General features: G+C 47.6%; 17 protein-coding genes. All 17 read right to left on the reverse strand.

Features of this window, described 5'->3' with window-relative positions:
• Positions 1-19 precede the first annotated feature (19 nt).
• The 17 genes from BAZ21_RS00530 to BAZ21_RS00610 all read right to left on the reverse strand — a co-directional run bounded on the left by BAZ21_RS00530 (position 20) and on the right by BAZ21_RS00610 (position 18,868).
• Complete coding sequence (locus BAZ21_RS00530; RefSeq protein WP_068496153.1) at positions 20-1,396, reverse strand: 4Fe-4S binding protein; 1,377 nt, start codon at positions 1,394-1,396, stop codon at positions 20-22.
• Positions 1,393-1,818 (reverse strand): hypothetical protein, encoded by a 426-nt coding sequence (locus BAZ21_RS00535; RefSeq protein WP_068496154.1) that lies wholly within the window; start codon positions 1,816-1,818, stop codon positions 1,393-1,395. Before BAZ21_RS00535 ends, BAZ21_RS00530 begins: the two co-directional genes overlap by 4 nt.
• Positions 1,819-2,050: 232 nt before the next feature.
• Positions 2,051-3,019, reverse strand: a complete 969-nt coding sequence (locus BAZ21_RS00540) for an ABC transporter ATP-binding protein (protein ID WP_068496155.1) — start codon at positions 3,017-3,019, stop codon at positions 2,051-2,053.
• Positions 3,012-3,995, reverse strand: coding sequence for an ABC transporter ATP-binding protein (locus BAZ21_RS00545; RefSeq protein ID WP_068496156.1), 984 nt, complete (start codon positions 3,993-3,995; stop codon positions 3,012-3,014). Before BAZ21_RS00545 ends, BAZ21_RS00540 begins: the two co-directional genes overlap by 8 nt.
• Before the next feature lie 13 nt (positions 3,996-4,008).
• On the reverse strand, positions 4,009-4,935 hold the full coding sequence (gene opp4C, locus BAZ21_RS00550; RefSeq protein ID WP_068496157.1) for an oligopeptide ABC transporter permease: 927 nt from the start codon (positions 4,933-4,935) through the stop codon (positions 4,009-4,011).
• A 14-nt stretch (positions 4,936-4,949) separates the two neighbouring features.
• Positions 4,950-5,903: an ABC transporter permease gene (locus BAZ21_RS00555; RefSeq protein WP_068496158.1), complete on the reverse strand. Its 954-nt coding sequence runs from the start codon at positions 5,901-5,903 to the stop codon at positions 4,950-4,952.
• A gap of 106 nt (positions 5,904-6,009) precedes the next feature.
• Entirely contained in the window at positions 6,010-7,734 is a 1,725-nt protein-coding gene (locus BAZ21_RS00560; RefSeq protein ID WP_068496159.1) for an ABC transporter substrate-binding protein, read from the reverse strand.
• 199 nt (positions 7,735-7,933) lie between these two features.
• Positions 7,934-8,869, reverse strand: a complete 936-nt coding sequence (locus BAZ21_RS00565) for an ArsR family transcriptional regulator (protein ID WP_068496160.1) — start codon at positions 8,867-8,869, stop codon at positions 7,934-7,936.
• A gap of 231 nt (positions 8,870-9,100) precedes the next feature.
• Positions 9,101-10,504 carry a discoidin domain-containing protein gene (locus BAZ21_RS00570; RefSeq protein ID WP_068496161.1) on the reverse strand — a complete coding sequence of 468 codons (1,404 nt, stop codon included), beginning with the start codon at positions 10,502-10,504 and terminating at the stop codon, positions 9,101-9,103.
• A gap of 33 nt (positions 10,505-10,537) precedes the next feature.
• Entirely contained in the window at positions 10,538-11,959 is a 1,422-nt protein-coding gene (locus BAZ21_RS00575; RefSeq protein ID WP_068496162.1) for a discoidin domain-containing protein, read from the reverse strand.
• A 368-nt stretch (positions 11,960-12,327) separates the two neighbouring features.
• The gene (locus BAZ21_RS00580) at positions 12,328-13,263 is read right to left on the reverse strand and encodes a dockerin (RefSeq protein WP_068496163.1); all 936 of its coding nucleotides are present in this window, start codon (positions 13,261-13,263) and stop codon (positions 12,328-12,330) included.
• Between the two features lie 199 nt (positions 13,264-13,462).
• On the reverse strand, positions 13,463-14,620 hold the full coding sequence (locus tag BAZ21_RS00585; protein WP_068496164.1) for an amidohydrolase: 1,158 nt from the start codon (positions 14,618-14,620) through the stop codon (positions 13,463-13,465).
• 56 nt (positions 14,621-14,676) lie between these two features.
• A complete protein-coding gene (locus BAZ21_RS00590) occupies positions 14,677-15,693 on the reverse strand; it encodes an LLM class flavin-dependent oxidoreductase (RefSeq protein WP_068496165.1) in 1,017 nt (338 codons plus the stop codon).
• Between the two features lie 15 nt (positions 15,694-15,708).
• The gene (locus BAZ21_RS00595) at positions 15,709-16,461 is read right to left on the reverse strand and encodes an amino acid ABC transporter ATP-binding protein (protein ID WP_068496166.1); all 753 of its coding nucleotides are present in this window, start codon (positions 16,459-16,461) and stop codon (positions 15,709-15,711) included.
• Positions 16,458-17,168, reverse strand: coding sequence for an amino acid ABC transporter permease (locus BAZ21_RS00600; RefSeq protein WP_068496167.1), 711 nt, complete (start codon positions 17,166-17,168; stop codon positions 16,458-16,460). Before BAZ21_RS00600 ends, BAZ21_RS00595 begins: the two co-directional genes overlap by 4 nt.
• Positions 17,165-17,944, reverse strand: coding sequence for an amino acid ABC transporter permease (locus BAZ21_RS00605; protein WP_068496168.1), 780 nt, complete (start codon positions 17,942-17,944; stop codon positions 17,165-17,167). Before BAZ21_RS00605 ends, BAZ21_RS00600 begins: the two co-directional genes overlap by 4 nt.
• Before the next feature lie 75 nt (positions 17,945-18,019).
• Positions 18,020-18,868, reverse strand: a complete 849-nt coding sequence (locus tag BAZ21_RS00610; RefSeq protein ID WP_068496169.1) for a transporter substrate-binding domain-containing protein — start codon at positions 18,866-18,868, stop codon at positions 18,020-18,022.
• Positions 18,869-18,913 lie beyond the last annotated feature (45 nt).

Raw genomic sequence — 18,913 nt, forward strand, 5'->3', positions numbered from 1 at the left:
GCTGTTGTGTTATCAGGAGCTATACCCGGTGGTCCATCGGCAAAGAGAACAAATATATATTGATTACTGCCAACAAAATCATCAGCGCGTAATAGGGCAGCAGCTTTTTCCAAGAAGTCCTATTCCCTATGCGATAAACAGCATAAGCTGAACCGACAAGACCCAGTAGAATAACAAGATACTGCAAAAGCTGTACAGTACCCACAGAAGCCAATGCCAGGTCTCCAGTTAATGTATAGCCAAACAAATTACTCGTATTGAACCAAATGGCTTTTCCTTCTGTGAACATGTGGAAAAGATTATGAGCCAAGTGACCAGCCAAGTCAAGCGGAATAACGGCGTAACCAAAACGCACGAAATTCTCTTTTACTTTCTCGGATGTTCCTTTGCGGGCAGTTAATTTCGCTGTCCCCCACAGCATGGCGATTGGAATCATCATGGAAACCACAAAAGCAACCGTAAAATTCACCGGGTAGTAGGTAGTTTGCGTAATCTTGCTAATTACTTTTAAAATATCTTGCCAAATTCCTAACATCGTAAGATTTTGTACAAAAACGATTCCCATAATAACTGCTGCCAAAAATGCATGCTCGGCTTTTGGTTTTTTGATTCCCCACAGCTCTGCAGTCGGCGTTCTCGGGGTGATACGGATGGAATTGTTAGGGCATGACTTCACGCAGTTTCCGCAAAGGTTACAATCCGCACTGTCATCCATCGTACGGACAAATTGAAACATTGGACATCCTTCTGTCTTGCCGTTGCCTTTAAAACAGGATTGTGTCTTGCAGGTTTTACAAACGTCAGGTGTTCCCCGAAGCTCCAGCATACCCGAACGGGAATAGTTGCCCGCCAATCCTCCGAGAAAGCAAAGTGTTTTACAAAAGGTCCTTCTTTCGAAAAATACAGAAGTACCGACAACCATCGTCGTCAGAACAAGAAGCAGATATCCGGAACCGCGCGGCGATTCAATGATCCCCCAAATGTGATCGGACCATGTAATCATGATGAAAAAAATATCAATCATCCATATTCCATATTTCTTTAAAAACTTCGGCATCGGCCTTTCACTGCCGACCAGCTTTCGAACAATGTCACTGATTTTACCGAAAGGACAGACTGCGCACCAGAAACGTCCCAATACCAGAAAAATAATCGGAATGGCCGGCCACCACAGCACCCACGTCAATGAAGTTCCAAAATTTCGACTGGGGTTGACCGTACCGGCAACCAGCTCATATACAATAACAGAAAATACGATCATAGCCGCCCACTGGAATATTCCGGGATACCATCGACTCTTAATAAAAGCTTTTACAAACGGAATATCCAAGAGGTTATATTTCTTTTTTTCAGGTGGGATGCTCACCTGCTGCGTCTTATTTGCCGGGTTGATCATGCTTGAGCACGCCCCTTCTTCAGTAACCATTTACGACAGGCTCCATAAAGGATAAATGCCAACATAATGCCTGCAAATGTACTTAATACCGGAATATTGGGAGGTGTCTCTACTACTTCCTTGCCGTGTCCGCCATGTCCACCACTTTCCGCAGATTGATTAGGGTCAGATGAATCTTTACTGGTGCCCATGTCCATATCCATGTTCATGTTTTGGTGTTCCTCCATAGTCATACTGTGGGAATTAGTCCCATCCATCTGCATATCAGAAGTCATTTCTTCTTTTACCGGGTTCTGTAGTTCTTGTACCGTCTCGTGCCCTGCTTGTCCATGCGCATCGTGTTTTGTCGCCTCATCTGCCAAGGCTGTGCTGACAAACGAGAGGAGTCCAATAAGCACAATGATGATTCCGCATCTTTTCATTCATCTCTTCCTTCCTTTCGAGTTCTTTAATCTGAGTTATTGTAAAAAGAAAGTGTGTAGAAATTGTGTGGAAATTGCGATAATTACACGAAAATCCAAAAAAAGATGATATTTCAAGACATATTGGAATTCCTCTGGCAACATCAAAAAGCCGTTGAACCAGCAGAACCGCTTCATTATGGTGAACGGTCTGCCGTTTCGACGGCTTCAAATTTTGCGGCCTCAACCCTTTTCATTCAGCCAGATGGCAAGCCACCCAGTGATCTGGACGAGCCTCTCGATAGAGAGGAACCTCTTGGGAGCAACGGTCAATCGCAAAGGGACAGCGGGTATGGAACTTGCAGCCTGAAGGAGGGTTAACCGGGCTCGGGATATCCCCTTTGAGCAAAATACGTTCCCTTTTCAGCTTTGGCACCGGAATAGGCACAGCGGACAGCAGCGCTTTCGTATACGGATGCAGCGGATTTCCGAATAGCTCATCACGCGAAGCCGTTTCGACCATAGAACCCAGATACATCACTCCAATGCGGGAACACAGATGCTCTACCACACTCAAGTCATGGGAGATAAAAAGATATGTCAGCCCCTGCTCGGCCTGCAATTTGGCAAATAGGTTAATAATCTGCGCCTGTATGGACACATCCAGCGCCGATACCGGCTCATCAGCGATGATCAGATCCGGCTGAAGTGCCAGCGCCCGAGCAATGCCAATCCGTTGACGCTGACCTCCCGAAAATTCGTGTGGAAAACGGTCGATATGATACTCCGATAATCCGCACAGCTTGAGCACATCCAGCACAATGGACCGGACCTCCTCCTTCGTCGCTAGTCCATGATCCAGCAGCGCCTCACCAATCGCAGCGCCGATCCGCACCCGCGGATTCAGCGAGCTGTACGGGTCCTGGAAGATCAGCTGGATTTTGGGACGAAGCTCCTGCATCCCTTTTGCGGACAATCTGTGCAGGTCAATGCCTTTGTATTTCACGGTGCCGTCCGTTTTGTCCGTCAACCTGACAATTGTGCGGCCCACCGTGCTTTTGCCGCTCCCTGATTCACCCACCAGGCCGAAGGTTTCACCTTGACGGATGGTAAAGCTGATATCGTCCACCGCCCGCACATGCCCTGAAGTACGATTCATAAACCCGGATTTGACCGGAAAGTACGTTTTTAAGTGGTCAATTTCCAACAACGGCTCAGCCATGCACAACCGCCTCCTCATATAACCAGCAGGCTGCCTTCTGCTGAGCTGAAATCTCTTTTAATACAGGCTCCTTCACGCGACAAATGTCCATACAATGCCCGCAGCGGTCATGAAAGTAGCAGGAAGCCGTCAGCTCCAGCGGATTAGGCACCTGTCCAGGGATGGAATAAAGCTCCTTTTGGCGCTGATTAAGCACCGGTTTGGATTGAAGCAAGCCTCGTGTATAAGGATGCTTGGGGTGGTTGAATAGCTGCACTACCTCGCCTTCCTCGACGATCTTGCCCGCATACATCACAATGACGTAATCAGCCATTTCCGCGACAACGCCCAAATCATGAGTGATTAGCATGAGCGACATATTGGATTGGGCTTTAAACTCACGCAGCATATCAAGAATTTGCGCTTGTATTGTCACATCCAGCGCCGTGGTTGGCTCATCCGCGATTAGCAGCTTGGGACTGCAGGACACAGCAATAGCGATCATGATGCGCTGCAGCATTCCCCCGCTCAGCTCATGCGGATAACTTTTTAAAATCTGCTCCGGTCGGGATATGCCGACCTGTTCGATCAGCTCCAGTGCCCGCTTGCGTGCTTCCTTGCGGCCCAGCTTCAAATGCTCAATCAGTGGCTCGGACAATTGTTCACCTATCGTCATGACCGGATTTAGTGAAGACATCGGCTCCTGAAAAATCATAGATATTTCATGTCCGCGAATTGTACGCATCTCATTTCTGCCAAGCTCCAGCAAATCAGTACCCTCAAAACGGATGCTTCCACCCTCCACTTTACCACCTGGACTCTGGATCAAGCCCATGATCGACATCGCGGTAATGCTCTTGCCACAGCCCGATTCACCGACAATGCACACCGTTTCCCCCGGCTTTACGCGAAAGCTGATATCATCTACCGCCTTAACGGTTCCTTCTTCTGTATAAAAATGAGTGCTTAAATGCTCAATAGAAAGTAAATTGTTCATGGTGTATGATCACCTACCTCTTATGTTTCGGGTCAAGTACATCCCGCAGTCCGTCACCAAAAATATTAATAGCGATGACTGTCGCAAAAATAGACAAGCCTGGCGGTATCCACAACCACGGACGCTGCTGAAAATCCAGCACATTGTTGGCCGCATCAATCATGTTGCCCCAGGTCGGTGTCGTGGGCAGTACGCCAAGCCCAAAGAAGCTGAGGACAGATTCACTCAGGATGGCTCCGCCGATGTTTAATGTAGCAATAACGATCAGCAACGGCAAAATATTGGGCAGCAAATGCTTGAACAGCTTACGGCGATTGGATAATCCCAGCACTGTCGCAGCCTGCATAAATTCACGCTCCCGCAAGCTAAGCATCTGGCCTCTCACCATCCGCGCAATCCCAGGCCAGTTGACCAAACTCAGCATCAGCATGACAATGTACATCCGCTGATCGGGCGGAACCTTCCAGTCAGACAGCAGTGCGCCCATAATAAAGAGCAGCGGCAAACTGGGAATCGTCAGCAGCAAATCAGCAACGCGCATAATGATCTGATCGGCGATTCCGCGAAAATATGCAGATATGACCCCCAGCGTAGCCCCCAAAACAACTGACAGCACCATAGAAGCCAAGCCCACAGTCAGAGATATTTGCCCTGCCTGCATCACACGGGTCAGCACATCCCTTCCCAGCTTGTCTGTTCCCAGCCAGTGATGGATGTTCGGCCCCTTGTTCATCATCAATATATTGGTTTTGTTATCGGCATAGGGTGAAAATAACGGGCCGATAAAACAGAGCAAAAACATAAATATCACGACGAGCAGCCCAACCATAGCCAGCTTGTTTCGAAACAGCTGTCTGAGCGCTTGCTGCCACATCGAGGATTTAACAGCTGGCCGCAGTCTGCCGCTGCTTTGGCTCAAATTACTGCTAACAGATGACATTCCATAGCCCCTCCTTACACTTTTACACGCGGGTCGGCGATGCGATACAAAATATCGGACAGCAGCGTGCCGATGACACTCAATATGGCAATCAGCATCGTGAAGCCCATGAGCAGCGGATAATCCCGAAGCGAAAAGGATTGCATATACAGTTGGCCGATGCCCGGCCAGTTAAAAATCTTTTCAATAATAAGTGATCCGCCAAACAGCGCCGGCAATTCAAAACCAACGAGCGTAATCGCAGGCAGTAATGCATTTCTCAATGCGTGCGTAAAGAGTACCTTTCTTTCCTTTAAGCCCTTGGCACGTGCTGTGCGGATATAATCCTGCTGGATCACATCGATCATATTGCTGCGGAAGTAGCGGGTCAGTGAGCCCAGCCCCAGCAGCGTCATCACGATCACCGGCAAGGTCATATGCTGGAGAACCTCCTTGACATACTCCATGCCTGTAGCGTTACTGCCTGTATTGAGCATGCCGCCCGGTGGCAGCCACTTTAGATCGACCGCCGCAATTTTGATCAGATACAGCCCGATAAAAAAAGATGGAACGGACATCGCGGCGAAAATCAGTACCATGACCAACGTATCGAACCAGGAATATTGCTTGTATGCAGCAATCACACCCATAATGACCGCAATCAACCAGGTCAGGAAGGTCGATACAATGGCCAACAAGAACGAGTTCCAGATATACTCATTAAACAGAGTCAGCACGGGTTTCTGCTGGGCAAGCGAATAGCCGAAATTGCCATGCAGCGCATTTCCCAGCCAGTTACCATAACGTTCAAGAATAGGCTTGTTCAGGCCGTAGATTTCTCTCAGCTCCGCCTTTCTCTCCGGCGACAGCTTCAGATTGCCACTAATGAAATCTCCCGGTGTCATGGCGTACAGGAAAAAAATCATCATCGAAGCGGCCAGCAAAATAATAATCATGTACGTCAGTCTTTTCGTTAAAAACGAGCTCATGACAGACTCCTTTCAATTCAGGGTCAGGCTGCTCGATCACAATCCCCATTTGGGAAGCCCCTTGATCCGAACCTGGGGTTCTTCACAAGGGGCCCGCATGCCTACCTTATTTAAGAGACCATTCGAACAGATTACCAGCCAAGCCAATGAACGGACTGACCTTTACATGCTCCATCCGACCGTTGTAGGCATATACCGTCTTCTTGTAGTTGGTGAAAATGACAGGCAGTTCATCATTTAACAGCACATATAATTCTTTATATACTTTCTTGCGTTCTTCAATATTCGTCGTAGACAAGCCTTTTTCGTATAACTCTTTGACCTTTGGATTGTCATATCCCTTGATTTCTCCATTGACGAATTGCTCGATTCCATCAGATGGATCTGTCAGCATGCCTGTCGAGAAGGCGGCCAGATCATAATCCTTCCCTTCCACTTTGGCGACCATGGCGTTAAAATCTGCAAAAATTTCCGGCTGCAAATCCACACCAATCGCCTTGTAATTCTCCGCCGCAAGCGCAATAAAGGTGTCTGTCTCCGGACGCTTGGAGGTCAGCAGATGAATGGTCAGCTTTTCGCCGTTTTTCTCACGGATACCGTCACTACCTTCTGCCCAGCCCGCTTCATCCAGCAGCTTTTTTGCTTTTTCCTGGTCGTAGTTGTACGGGTTGATTCCGTCCGTTGTGTAGGACCAGAATATAGGAGAAGCTGGAATGTTGGCGACCGCCCCTGCTCCCTGAGCTGCATCGACATAAATGCTTTTACGATCCAGTCCATAGGTCAACGCTTGACGAACCCTTTTATCCTTCAGCTTTTCATTTTCCAGGTTGACCTGCAAATATCCATAGGTGCTCGGGGTGTAGGGCAAAATGTTCAAAAAGCCAAGCCCTTTCAGCTTGTCGATATTTTCCTGTGTTGCGGTGAAGGAAGCAAAATCGGTATCGCCTGTTTCAATGAACTGCCAAGCATCACCCTCGGCTGTCTTATAAATGAAGTGCTGCGTTTTCGGCTTGCCTTTGAAGAAGTAGTTATTGGCCTCCAGACGAACCTCTTGTCCTGGTACGAACTTTTCCAGCTTATAAGCTCCGTTACCCAGAGGACTGCCATGCAGATTTTTAAAATAATCCAGCTGTCCGAACTTGTAATCCTTGCCGTAGTAAGCCTTGGACAGTACATTGTCACCGAGAATGGACAGAGCCAACGCGTTTGGCTTTTCCAGCGTCGCAGAAATGGTCTGCGGATCAATCACCTTGATCCCGTCGATTTGTTTTGCCTTGCCTTCCGTATAGGCTTTGCCGCCTTTAATGTTCAGCTTTCGGATTTGGCTGTCGCCAGGATAGGCTTTGTCATAGATCAACGTCCAGGTAAAAGCGACATCCTCTGCTGTCAAAGGGGAGCCATCGCTGAATTTGGTACCTGGAACCAAATGGAATGTATACGTCAGATTATCCTTGGAAATATCCCAGCTCTTTGCCAGATTGGGCAGTGGAAGCCCCTTCTCGTCTACCGTAACCAGCGGAGTCCACAACTGCGAGATGACATTGCCGTCATAACCGCTCTGGTTAAAATACGGCGTGAACACGCCTGCCGGGTCGGTCAGACCGACAATAATCGTGTCGTCTCTTTTTTGGGATACTTCCGGCAACTTGGACAGATCAGAGGCCTTTACCAGACTTGTTAAAGGTTGTGCTGTAGCAGCCTGCTGCGTGTTCTCATTATTCTGCGTATTAGCATGGCTAGCGCTATCCGATCCCCCGCTGGAGCAAGCAGCTAATAAAGCAGAGCTTGCCAGAAGTAGACTGCTAAGTAGAATAATTCCCTTTTTCAAAATAATCCCCCCGAGTTAATTTAGTAAATTCCGATAGAACAAGTTGTGATTAATAAGATAAATCTCATTATAGGAATCTATTCCGGTTCTGTAAAGAGAGAACTCTATTTTTTATGTAAAAAAATAGACGTCAACTCATCTGGATTCCAAATGACCTGCGTCTATTTGTTTAAAGTGTTAAAGTCCAAGCTGTGTGTGCAGCCTAATTGCGCTCCATATAGCCAAGGATACTCCCATGCATTTCATCCACGGCCGAAAGCCTCGCGCTGTAACCAAGCAATGTTTCGCCATCAAAATGAGCATGGATGAAACCAGCGGCACGGAGCTTGAATATATGGTCATGTGTGATTCCCTTGGACAGCTTGAGATGACGGACAATCTCGATAAAGGTTCGTGGAGACTGGCTTTGGTACAAATATTTTAAAATCTTGAGCCTGCTCTTCTCCCCCAGGCTTCGAATCATCCGGTATTCCTGTGGAGATAAGAAGTCTTCCTCTTGAACGTAAATCCCCGCCGCATAATGACACAGCAGGAGCGATCCAAACCGATAAATGATATTAATGGGTTGAAAATGGTATTGTGGCACCAGCAACACTCGCGTTAGTCCCTCGGAAGGCTCAAATCGGAAGCCACTGGTTGTACGATCCACCCATTCCATAGAGCTATATACATCCTTCTCCTTATTTCTCTGTTCGGCTTCCTGCTCCAGCCCGCTTAAAATCTTCGTATCCACATGGCAAAAATATTCCTCATACCAGCCGGATAGCAGCCGCAAAGCAAGTCTGCGAAGCTTCTCCATATCGTCAGGCAGCGGGATACCATAGGCTGATGCCTGATCATGCAATTCCTGTGCAGTCTGGCTCTCCAAACGATCTACAACCTCAGCAATATCGCCTTGATCTGCAAGCATGCAGACCAGTCCATAAATGACTTTCCAATCTGCATTGATTTCCATGGACTCCAGCAATCCGGACAAGCCTGGAGACAGCGTTCCTCGCACCTGCTCCGCCCATGCGGATGATAAATCAGTCTTCTTGTAAGCCTTGCGGCAAATAAAGGTGTGCAGGCTACTGAGCAGCTCAAACACCGGTCCATATGCTACATGTACATCATAAGGAGCATCCACGTCGTGACTCATCGCTCTCTGTCCTCTTTTCTTTCATGTCTAACGTTCATTATACATATTATCGTACACACGTTCATTCTCAGTAATCCATGCATACAAATATGAACGATGCAGACCACATAATCAAGATACAAAAAAAGCCTGATATCATCAGACTCCAACTGTACAGCTATGAATTAAAAAAGGTTGTCTTCTGCATATTGCAAGAGACAACCCTTTGAAATAGTAATGTGATGCTTAAAGCTAGTTCGCTGCGACTTTCCACTCTAAAATCCCTGTGGATGCCGAGCCTTGGGATACCATTTCAATTCTTAATTTCGTTGTTTTTACAGGTGTAAAGGCGGTCGTATTATATTGATCCGCCGTAGTGCCCAATCCTTTGGCCTGTTTGACATTGGACCAGCCTCGACCGTTCCAGTACTTGATCTTGTAAGATTTGGGAACATCAATGCCACCCCCGTCTTTGAACCAATATACATCGGATTGGGATACTGTATATTCTTGATCAAAATCATATTGAACCCACTGCGTTCCCGTTTCAGGCCAGTTTCCGTACACGGCGTGACTTCTGTCATTGGAGCTGGTGGGATCAAAGCCATCATTGAGTGCGCTCACATTTTCCCAAGGCGAAGTATAGGAAGTACTGACTTTTGCAGCTCGCGCAATGTTCACGTTTTCGTCAGGTGATGTATCGATGGGACCCTCGTCGCCGTTAGCCACGCTTGGGAAACGGGAAGTATCTTTTTTGAGCTGACTCCAGGTATAACGCAGCATCCAGATATCCCAGTCGGTGATATGATTGGAATTGCCGGCCCACATAATGGTGTTGGTTGGAAAGCCACCTGGTGGACGCTCGTGTTCTTGATAAAAATCGTTTAAGCCAAAACCATGTCCAATCTCATGTTCGGTAATCTGAATCTCATCAGCGTTCACCGTGCTCAGAACGTATTCATCATTCATACGTTGTCCCCAGTCACCGCCGGCTCCCCCACCGAAATTTTCTGTAGCCCAAAGATACATATCAAAACGTTTATCCAATCCACCCGGATACGAATAGTTCGGGTCCGAAAAATGCTCAAATCGGGATATTTCATTAGGCGCAACGGGAAGTGCAGCAGGAATTCCCGGTTGTTCGGAAGCTAACACATCTGTAATGGTATCCGTATAAATGACCTCGTCAGGCTGCTTGTCCAGCAGCAGTGAAGGATCGGCAACAGCCCAGCCTACCACTTTTACTTTAATATTCTTATAGGGCCAGCCATCATATCCCTGGAGATGCTCTGTCCAATGGTTCATCTGGCGATCTAGCATTCTAGCAATATCCTGGCGTTGCTTCAGTGTAACGGGCTTGGAAGATTGCCAACGCACTACATAGTTTAGCGTTCCTTTTCCCGCAAAAATTTGATCAAAAATCAAATTTTTACGGTTAGTCGAGCCTTCGGTCAGCATTCTATTCTTCCAAACCCACTCCACCGATGATTTGAGATAAGCTGGCATATCAGCCAATGTCGAATCACCCGTTGCCGCAACCACGGCACTCTCATTCATATGCGCATCCGCAGATACAAAGCTAGCATTTCCCATCAGTAAGGAGCTGGCAATCACCACAGAAAATGAAGCCGCCATCATTCCTTTTTTCTTCAACATTCGTTTCCCTCCATATCATTTTCAAAATATGATTTATTGATTAGCTGCTCCTTGATTAGCCGCTACTTTCCACTCTAAAATCCCTGTGGATGCCGTTCCTTTGGATACCATTTCAATTCTTAATTTCGTTGTTTTTACAGGCGTAAAAGTGGTCGTATTATATTGATCCGCCGCTGTTCCCAATCCTTTGGCCTGCTTGACATTGGACCAGCCTTGACCGTTCCAGTACTTAATCTTGTAAGACTTGGGAACATCAATGCCGCCCCCGTCTTTGAACCAATATACATCGGTTTGGGATACCGTCTGCTCTTGGTCAAAATCATATTGAACCCATTGTGTTCCCGTTTCAGGCCAGTTTCCGTACACGGCATGACTTCTGTCATTGGAACTGGTGGGATCAAAGCCATCATTGAGTGCGCTCACATTTTCCCAAGGCGAAGTATAGGATGTGCTGGCCTTGGCAGCTCGCGCAATGTTAACGTTTTCGTCAGGTGATGTATCGATGGGCCCCTCATCCCCTCTAGTCGTATTAGGGAAACGGGAAGTATCTTTTTTGAGCTGACTCCAGGTATAACGCAGCATCCAGATATCCCAGTCTGTGATATGGTCGGAATCACCTGCCCACATAATGGTATTGGTTGGGAAGCCACCCGGTGGACGCTCGTGCTCTTCATAAAAATCAGTTAAGCCAAAGCCATGTCCAATCTCATGTTCCGTGATTTCGATCTCATCCGCGTTCAATGTGCTAAAAAGATAATCATCATTCACACGTTGGCCCCAATCCTGACCGGTTCCTCCTACAAAATTTTCAGTTACCCACAAATACATATCAAAGCGTTTATCATATCCACCCGGATACGAATAGTACGGGTCCCAATAGTGCTCATATCTGGACAAGTCTGCAGGCGCAACCGGGAGTACGGCGGGAATTTCCGGCTTTTCGGAAGCTAGCTCATCTCTAGTCGTTTCCGTATAAACGACCTCGTCAGGCTGCTTGTCCAGCAGCAGCGAAGGATCGGCAACAGCCCAGCCTACCACTTTTACTTTAATCTCCTTGTAGGGCCAGCCATCATATCCCTGAAGATGCTCTGTCCAATGGTTCATCTGCCGACCTAGCATTCTAGCAATATCCTGGCGCTGTTGCAGCGTAACCGGCTTAGAAGATTGCCAGCGTATAACATAATTAAGAGTCCCTTTTCCCGCATCAATTTGATCAAAAATCGTGTTGTTACGAGACGTCGATCCTTCGGTCAGCATTCTATTCTTCCAAACCCACTCCACTGATGATTTGAGATAAGCCGGCATATCAGCCAGTGTCGAATCACCCGTTGCTGCAGCCACGACACTCCCGTTTTCAGCAGAAGCTGCGGACAGCATCGTAGCATTTCCCATCAGTAATGAACTGGCGATCACGACTGAAAAAGAAGCCATCATCATTCCTTTTCTGTTCAACATGCATAGACCTCCATATTTATTTGAATGAATACGGTAGATTGCCTGAAACAATTAACTCTATCACCTCTTTTGCGTATTTATGTATTGATCTATAAGATCAACGATAATCTATCAATCCTCCTTGTCGTTTTTTGTAAATAATCACAAACTATATTATCACTGGATAATTGCATCGTCAATATTTTCCTTAATGATTTAAATTAGGTATTTTGATCGTATATTGGAACACTATCATCGCTTCTTGTGCAAAAAACAGGTGTTTTATGAAATAAAAAACCGTTCCTTCACTACAATCAATTCCATCACAGAATTTGATTTTGGAAGAAACGGTCCTATTTATAAGCTTTTTGCGCTATTCTACGTATCTTTTATCGGGAAGGAAAACGAGAAGTATCCTTCTTGACCTGGCTCCAGGTATAGCGCAACATCCAGGTATCCCATTCTGTTATTTTAGGAGAATTTCCTGCCCACATAATTGTAGGTGTCGGGAATCCACCGGGTGGACGCTCGTTCTCTTCATAGAAATCTGGGAGGCCAAATCCATGACCCATTTCATGCTCTGTAATCTGAATTTCATCAGCGTTCAGGGTGCTCAGGATATAATCATCAGACATGCGTTGTCCCCAGTCACCACCGGCCCCACCGCCGAAATTAGCTGTTCCCCACAGATACATATCAAACCGCTTGTTCAATCCGCCGGGATAAGCATAGTTGGGATCATTAAAATGTTCAAATCGGGACAGTGCGTCAGGCGCAACCGGGAGTTTAGCAGGAATGCTTGGATTTGATTTGCTTAAATCATCTATAATGGTATCCGTGTAAACGATTTCATTAGATTGTTTGTTAAGAATTTGTGACGGATTCGCAACAGCCCAGCCTACGATTTTGACAGTAATATTGTTATAAGGCCAGCCATCATACCCTTTCAGCTGCTTGTTCCAATTATTGACCTGGCGGCTCAGCATGGAAGCCATATCTTTGCGCTGCTGAAGAGTGATATTTTTGGGAGATTGCCAGCGGACAACATAATTTAACGTCCCTTTTCCCGCATAAATCTGATCAAAAATCAAATTTTTACGGTTGGTTGAGCCTTCTTTAACGATTCTATTCTTCCAAACCCATTCTACCGATGGCTTAAATTTTGCAGGTATATCGGCAGCGGCCAAGCTAATGCTCGTGGACTCAACATCGGAAGCGCTTTCCAAATCAGGGGCCGCTGAACCTATATTAGCCCCGCCAACCAGTAAAGAAGCTGCCACTACCAATGAAAAAGAAGCCATCATCATTCCTTTTTTCTTCGGCATTTCTTCAACCTCCATAACCTGTAATTTTTTGATAATCATACTTGGGAATAACAAACCTATTATTTTCGTATACTATTTCACCCACTCTCAATTTGAATAAAATAACATTTTTATAGTATCACTGGAATAACAAATCGTCAATTAAAAAAACCCCTCTTTGCAAAGAGGGGACAAATATCGAAGGAGTAGACTCTCCTCCCTACTCTATGGATACCAATGCCGATTCTGCCAGTGATGCCAGCAGCTTCGCCGTTCCCGGCAGCGCGCGTTCGTCCAGGTCAAAAGCCGGATGATGCCATTCCTGGCTGCCCGAAGTGCCGACAAAAACGAACACACCGGGGATACTCTTCTGATAAAGCCCAAAATCTTCACTCGCCGAAGACGGCACGGGGCGAACAACCTCCAGACCGGCAGCGCAGGCTGCCTGCTCCGCAATGACAGCCAGCTGCCCGTCATTCAGCACAGGTGGCGGGCCTTCGATCCAGCGGATGGTCGCTTTCGTGGAAAAAGCATCGGCCACGCCTTTGACAACCTGTTCGAAGCGTTCAGCCACCTGCGCACGCACGTTCTCGTCGAACGTCCGGATCGTGCCGTCCAGATGGGCACGGTCCGGAATGATGTTCCAGGCGTTGCCGCTGTGCAGCTTCGTGACACTGATCACTGCGCTGTCCAGCGGGTTGACGCTTCGGCTCACAATGGATTGCAGGGCCGTAATGATATGTGATGAAACCACAATCGGATCAATCCCTGCATGCGGCACGGCTGCATGCGTACTCAGCCCCTCCACCTCAATGTAAAAGCCATCCGCCGCTGCCATTAGCGGACCTTCCTTGATACCGACCGTGCCTACGGGCAAGTCCGGCTTATTATGCAGGCCGAATATGGCCTGCACGCCTGTCAGTGCACCGCTGTCCAGCACCTGGGCTGCGCCCTTGGCTTTTTCCTCTGCTGGCTGAAACACCAGCCGAACCGTACCTTTCAGCTCTGGCTCCCGCTGTTTTAACAATACAGCAGCCCCGAAGAGGGAAGCCGTATGAAAATCATGCCCGCAAGCATGCATCTTGCCTGGATGTACCGAGGCATAAGCCAATCCCGTCTCCTCCTGAATCGGCAGCGCATCAATGTCCGCTCGAAGCGCCACAAGTGGTCCCTCCTGCTGCCCGCCGATTTCTGCCACCAGTCCGGTGCGCAATGGCACATCCAGAATGGTTATGTTCTGTTCTTCCAGCAGACGGCGGATATAGGCGGTCGTTTCAACTTCCTCATTTGACAGCTCGGGATTTTGATGAAGATGGCGACGAATATCCACCAGCTTCTGCTCCAAAGCCTGCTCCTTGGTCCCGGTTGCTCCACTCATTCCTATCCCTCCTTCGTGAATCCAGAATGGTTACAACTTTTTCAAGCCAATAGCAGCTAGGATTGTACAAGCGATCCGGCAAAAGCTTCATGCAGCAGCTCGAACGAACGCACGCGCTTTTCAATATCACGTATTCCCGTCGTTACGATCAGCTCATCAGCCTGATATTTCGCTTGAATTTCCGTCAACGTCGCATAGATTTCGTCTTTATTGCCTTTGTTAATTTGCGCTTCCGTAACCTCAATCGTATACTCTTCACCCGATTGCTTGCCGAACTCCTCTGCACTTTCCAGCGTTCCCACCGTCGCCGTTTTTCCACTGGCCAGAAGAATCTTGTACAGCTTGTGCTCACCAGCCAAGGCCGCAGCCTCCTCGGAGGTGTCAGCTACAATGACGGACAGTGCAAAAAGAACCTTCGGTTCTCGTCCAAGACGATAATCGAATGACTCCCGATACGTGCGGAAAGCATCCAATGCGGCCTGCTCACTGCTATTGATAAATTGCGAGAAAACATAAGGCAACCCCAAACGTGCAGCAATGCCAGCGCTGTCTGCGCTTGTACCCAAAACGTAAATTTCTGCTGGTGTTTCCGGAATCGGATTCGCCTGTAGTCCGACTAGCGGCCCTTCCTCTGACGGGATATTATGAATATAACGACTCACTTCATCAATTTTTTCTTCCAGAGAAGGCGCACCATGTACGTTACGCTGTAACGCCTGCGTCGACTTTGGTAACCCACCCGGTGCACGGCCAATGCCCAAATCTACACGACCCGGCGCAAGAGATGCCAGCACATTGAAGTTTTCGGCCACTTTATACGGGCTGTAATGCTGAAGCATCACCCCGCCAGAGCCGATTTTAATATGCTCGGTACGTGCCAGCAAATGGGAAATGAGTACCTCCGGTGAAGAGCCCGCAACCTGCTCGGAATCGTGATGCTCAGATACCCAAAAGCGTGAAAATCCCAATTCCTCTACACGCTGTGCCAGTTTAATTGTGTTGCGAAGCGCCTGTGCTGCTGTTTCTCCCTCGCCTATAGGGCTTTGATCCAGTACTCCGATTTTAATACTCATGTCTCCCTCTCCCGTCTATATCGAATAATTATATTCTGGTGTAATCCGTTTCAGGAATTGCTTGGTCCGTTCTTCTTTGGGGTGATTAAAAATATCGTCCGGTGTGCCTTCCTCGATGATATGACCGCCATCCATAAATACGACATGATTGGAAACATCTCGTGCAAAGCCCATTTCATGCGTGACAACAATCATCGTAATACCTTCCTTCGCGATCTTGCGAATCACCGACAGCACCTCGCCCACCAGTTCAGGGTCCAGCGCCGAGGTCGGCTCATCGAACAAAATGACTTCCGGATTCAACGCCAAAGCACGCGCAATACCGACACGCTGCTGCTGCCCACCGGACAGCTGGCTCGGATAATGATTCAGCTTCTCGCCCAGACCGACCTTCTCCAGCACTTCGGTACTGATCTTTTTCGCTTCCTCCGGCTTCACCTTGCGGACCACGACAAGCCCCTCCATGACGTTTTCCAGCGCCGTTTTGTGCTTGAACAAATTGTATTGCTGAAAGACCATGGCCGTCTTTTGCCGTAAAGCCAGAACATCCTTTTTCGCAGGACGCTTGCAGTTCACCGTAAAATCACCGATGCTGACTTCTCCGTCATTCGGCTTTTCCAGATAATTGATGCAGCGCAGCAAGGTCGTTTTCCCAGAACCGCTCGGGCCCAGAATAACGACGACCTCGCCTTTGTTTACGGCCAAATCAATGCCTTTGAGCACCTCATGTTTACCGAACGATTTCGTTATATTTTGCAGACGGATCATGATGCTCTCCCTCCATGAAACACATTGATTTTTTTCTCCACCAAGCCGGATATTCGCTCAATCAGCACCGTCAACCCCCAGAAGAGCAGAGCGGCCGCAATATATACTTCTAAATATTTCCAGTTGGTAGATGCCAGAATTTCAGCCTGTGCCTGGATTTCTGTTACCGATACCGTGAAAGCCAAGGTGGAGCCATGTAGCATCCCAATTACGGAATTCGTCAGGTTCGGCAAGCTCACCACAAACGCCTGCGGGAATACGATTCGTCTCAGCACTTGCCACGTCGTCATGCCGACCGCATAAGCGGCCTCGATCTGCCCCCGATTCACCGATTGAATACCGGAACGGACGACCTCTGACATATACGCACCGCTGGTAATGGAAAACGAAATGAGAGCAAATACCATATAGGGAACGTCTTTGGAATGAAACGACCAGCCGAAATGCTTCGCTCCCGCATCAATCAACAAAGGCAAGCTGAAATAAATAAGCAGCAAATGCATCAGCATCGGTGTACCCCGGATAAAGGTAACGTAACCGTGCGAAATCTGGGACAACACAGGCACCTTATAAATACGGGCCAGCGCCGTAATTATACCGATGACCAGCCCTGCCAGCACGGAAATTACCGTAATGATTAACGTGTTGGGCAACGCGGAGAACAACCCTAAAAAGGCGGTATACATAAATCCAAAATCCAGGCTCATATGCCTTTGCCTCCTTTGCTAAGACGTGGACTCCTCAGGTACCGCACCACAAAACCTTTTCGTTGTTCCGGCTCTTTCCGGACGGTATCCCGGTGTTCATGTCGGAGAAGCACATTTTCCAGCACTTTGAACAATTTTTGTAAAATCAGGCTGATCGCCAAATAGATCAAAGACAGTGCAATATAGGTTTCAACAAAATGCTGGGTGGCCGAGCCTAATGTCTGTGATTTACCTGTCATCTCCATCGCTCCGATGGTAAACGCCAGCGAAGTATCCTTCAGATTACCAATGACCAAATTGGAAAATACCGGAACCACAACAGCCAGCGCTTGCGGCAAAATAATGCGTGTAAAGGTCTGATATCCGGTCATGCCGACCGACTGTGCTGCCTCGATTTGTCCGCGGTCTACAGCTTCCACACCGGACCGGATAATCTCCGAAATAAATGCCCCGCTGTTAAGCGCATAGGTCGCTATGGCAAACCACAGCACATCCCATCTGGAGGAATTGATATCTACCAGCTTCAGCAGCTCCGGCAAGCCGTAATACACCAGAAACAGCTGGATTAAAATAGGAGTTCCGCGAAAAAAGGAAACATACACCTGAGAAACACGTTTGAGAAAAGGAATGTTATACATGCGAGGCAGCGCAACCAACAGACCGATCATCAGCCCCAATACTAGCGAGCTTGCCACAATAAACAACGTGATGTGCAAATAAGACAGCATTTTCGGGATAAAGCTAAAAACATAGTCAATATTGAACTCTCTGCTCATATACCTGCCTCCTTCCTATACATCAGCGGTCAGAATACACGGAGTACCCTGACCGCTGAACATTCAAACCTATCCTTATTTCTTGTTGCTGCCTTCCTTTTTCACATCCTCCAGAGACTTGGTAAAGTCCTCTCCGAGCCACTTAACGCTCAGCTTTGACAGCGTGCCGTCATCCTTTACTTCCTGGATCGCTTTATCCAGGTCGTCCGCCAGACCCTGCTCATTTTTGTTCAGTACATACAATACATCCGATTGAGTCAAAGGATCACCGACGGTTTTCAGAGCTACTTCTCCTTTTTCATCCGTGTTAAAACGGTTTGCAAAATCTGTCGTAATGGTAGCATCGATACGGCCGCTCGTAATTTGTTGTACCGTATCATTGGCTGCACCGCTCGTATACACGATGTTCAAGGCGTCCCCGTGAGTTTTGTTGTACTCCTTTAGCACATAGGCCGCATTACTGGTTGGGCTGGTAAGTACCTTTTTCCCTTTCAGATCATCAATCGAATGGACCGTATTGTTATCCTTTGCTACGGCAACTCTGTTCAGGAAAATACTATACGGATTTTTGTTGAACAGATATTTGGCTTCGCGCTCCGGGTTCTTTTCCATTTGGTGAGATACCATGTCGATTTTACCGGCATCCAGACTCAGCAGCAGATTGCCGAAGTCCATTGTTTTGAATTCAAATTCGTATTGAGGCAGGCGCTTGTCCAGTTCCTTGATCAGTTCCACATCAAAGCCTGTTAGATTTCCGTTTTCGTCAATAAAGCATACATTTTTGAATTGAGTACCTGTGCCTACGATAATTTTCTTCACGTCTCCATTTGAACCTGACGCGCTAGACGCGTTATCTGAGGAGCCGCAGCCTGCTATCACCAGGATCATCGCCACAACAGACAATAATGCAAACCACTTCTTCATATGAATCCCCCTCGTCTCTTTGTATATCAGCAGTTTGCGACATAC

Source organism: Paenibacillus kribbensis (assembly GCF_001705305.1).
GTDB classification, from domain to species: Bacteria; Bacillota; Bacilli; order Paenibacillales; family Paenibacillaceae; genus Paenibacillus; species Paenibacillus kribbensis_B.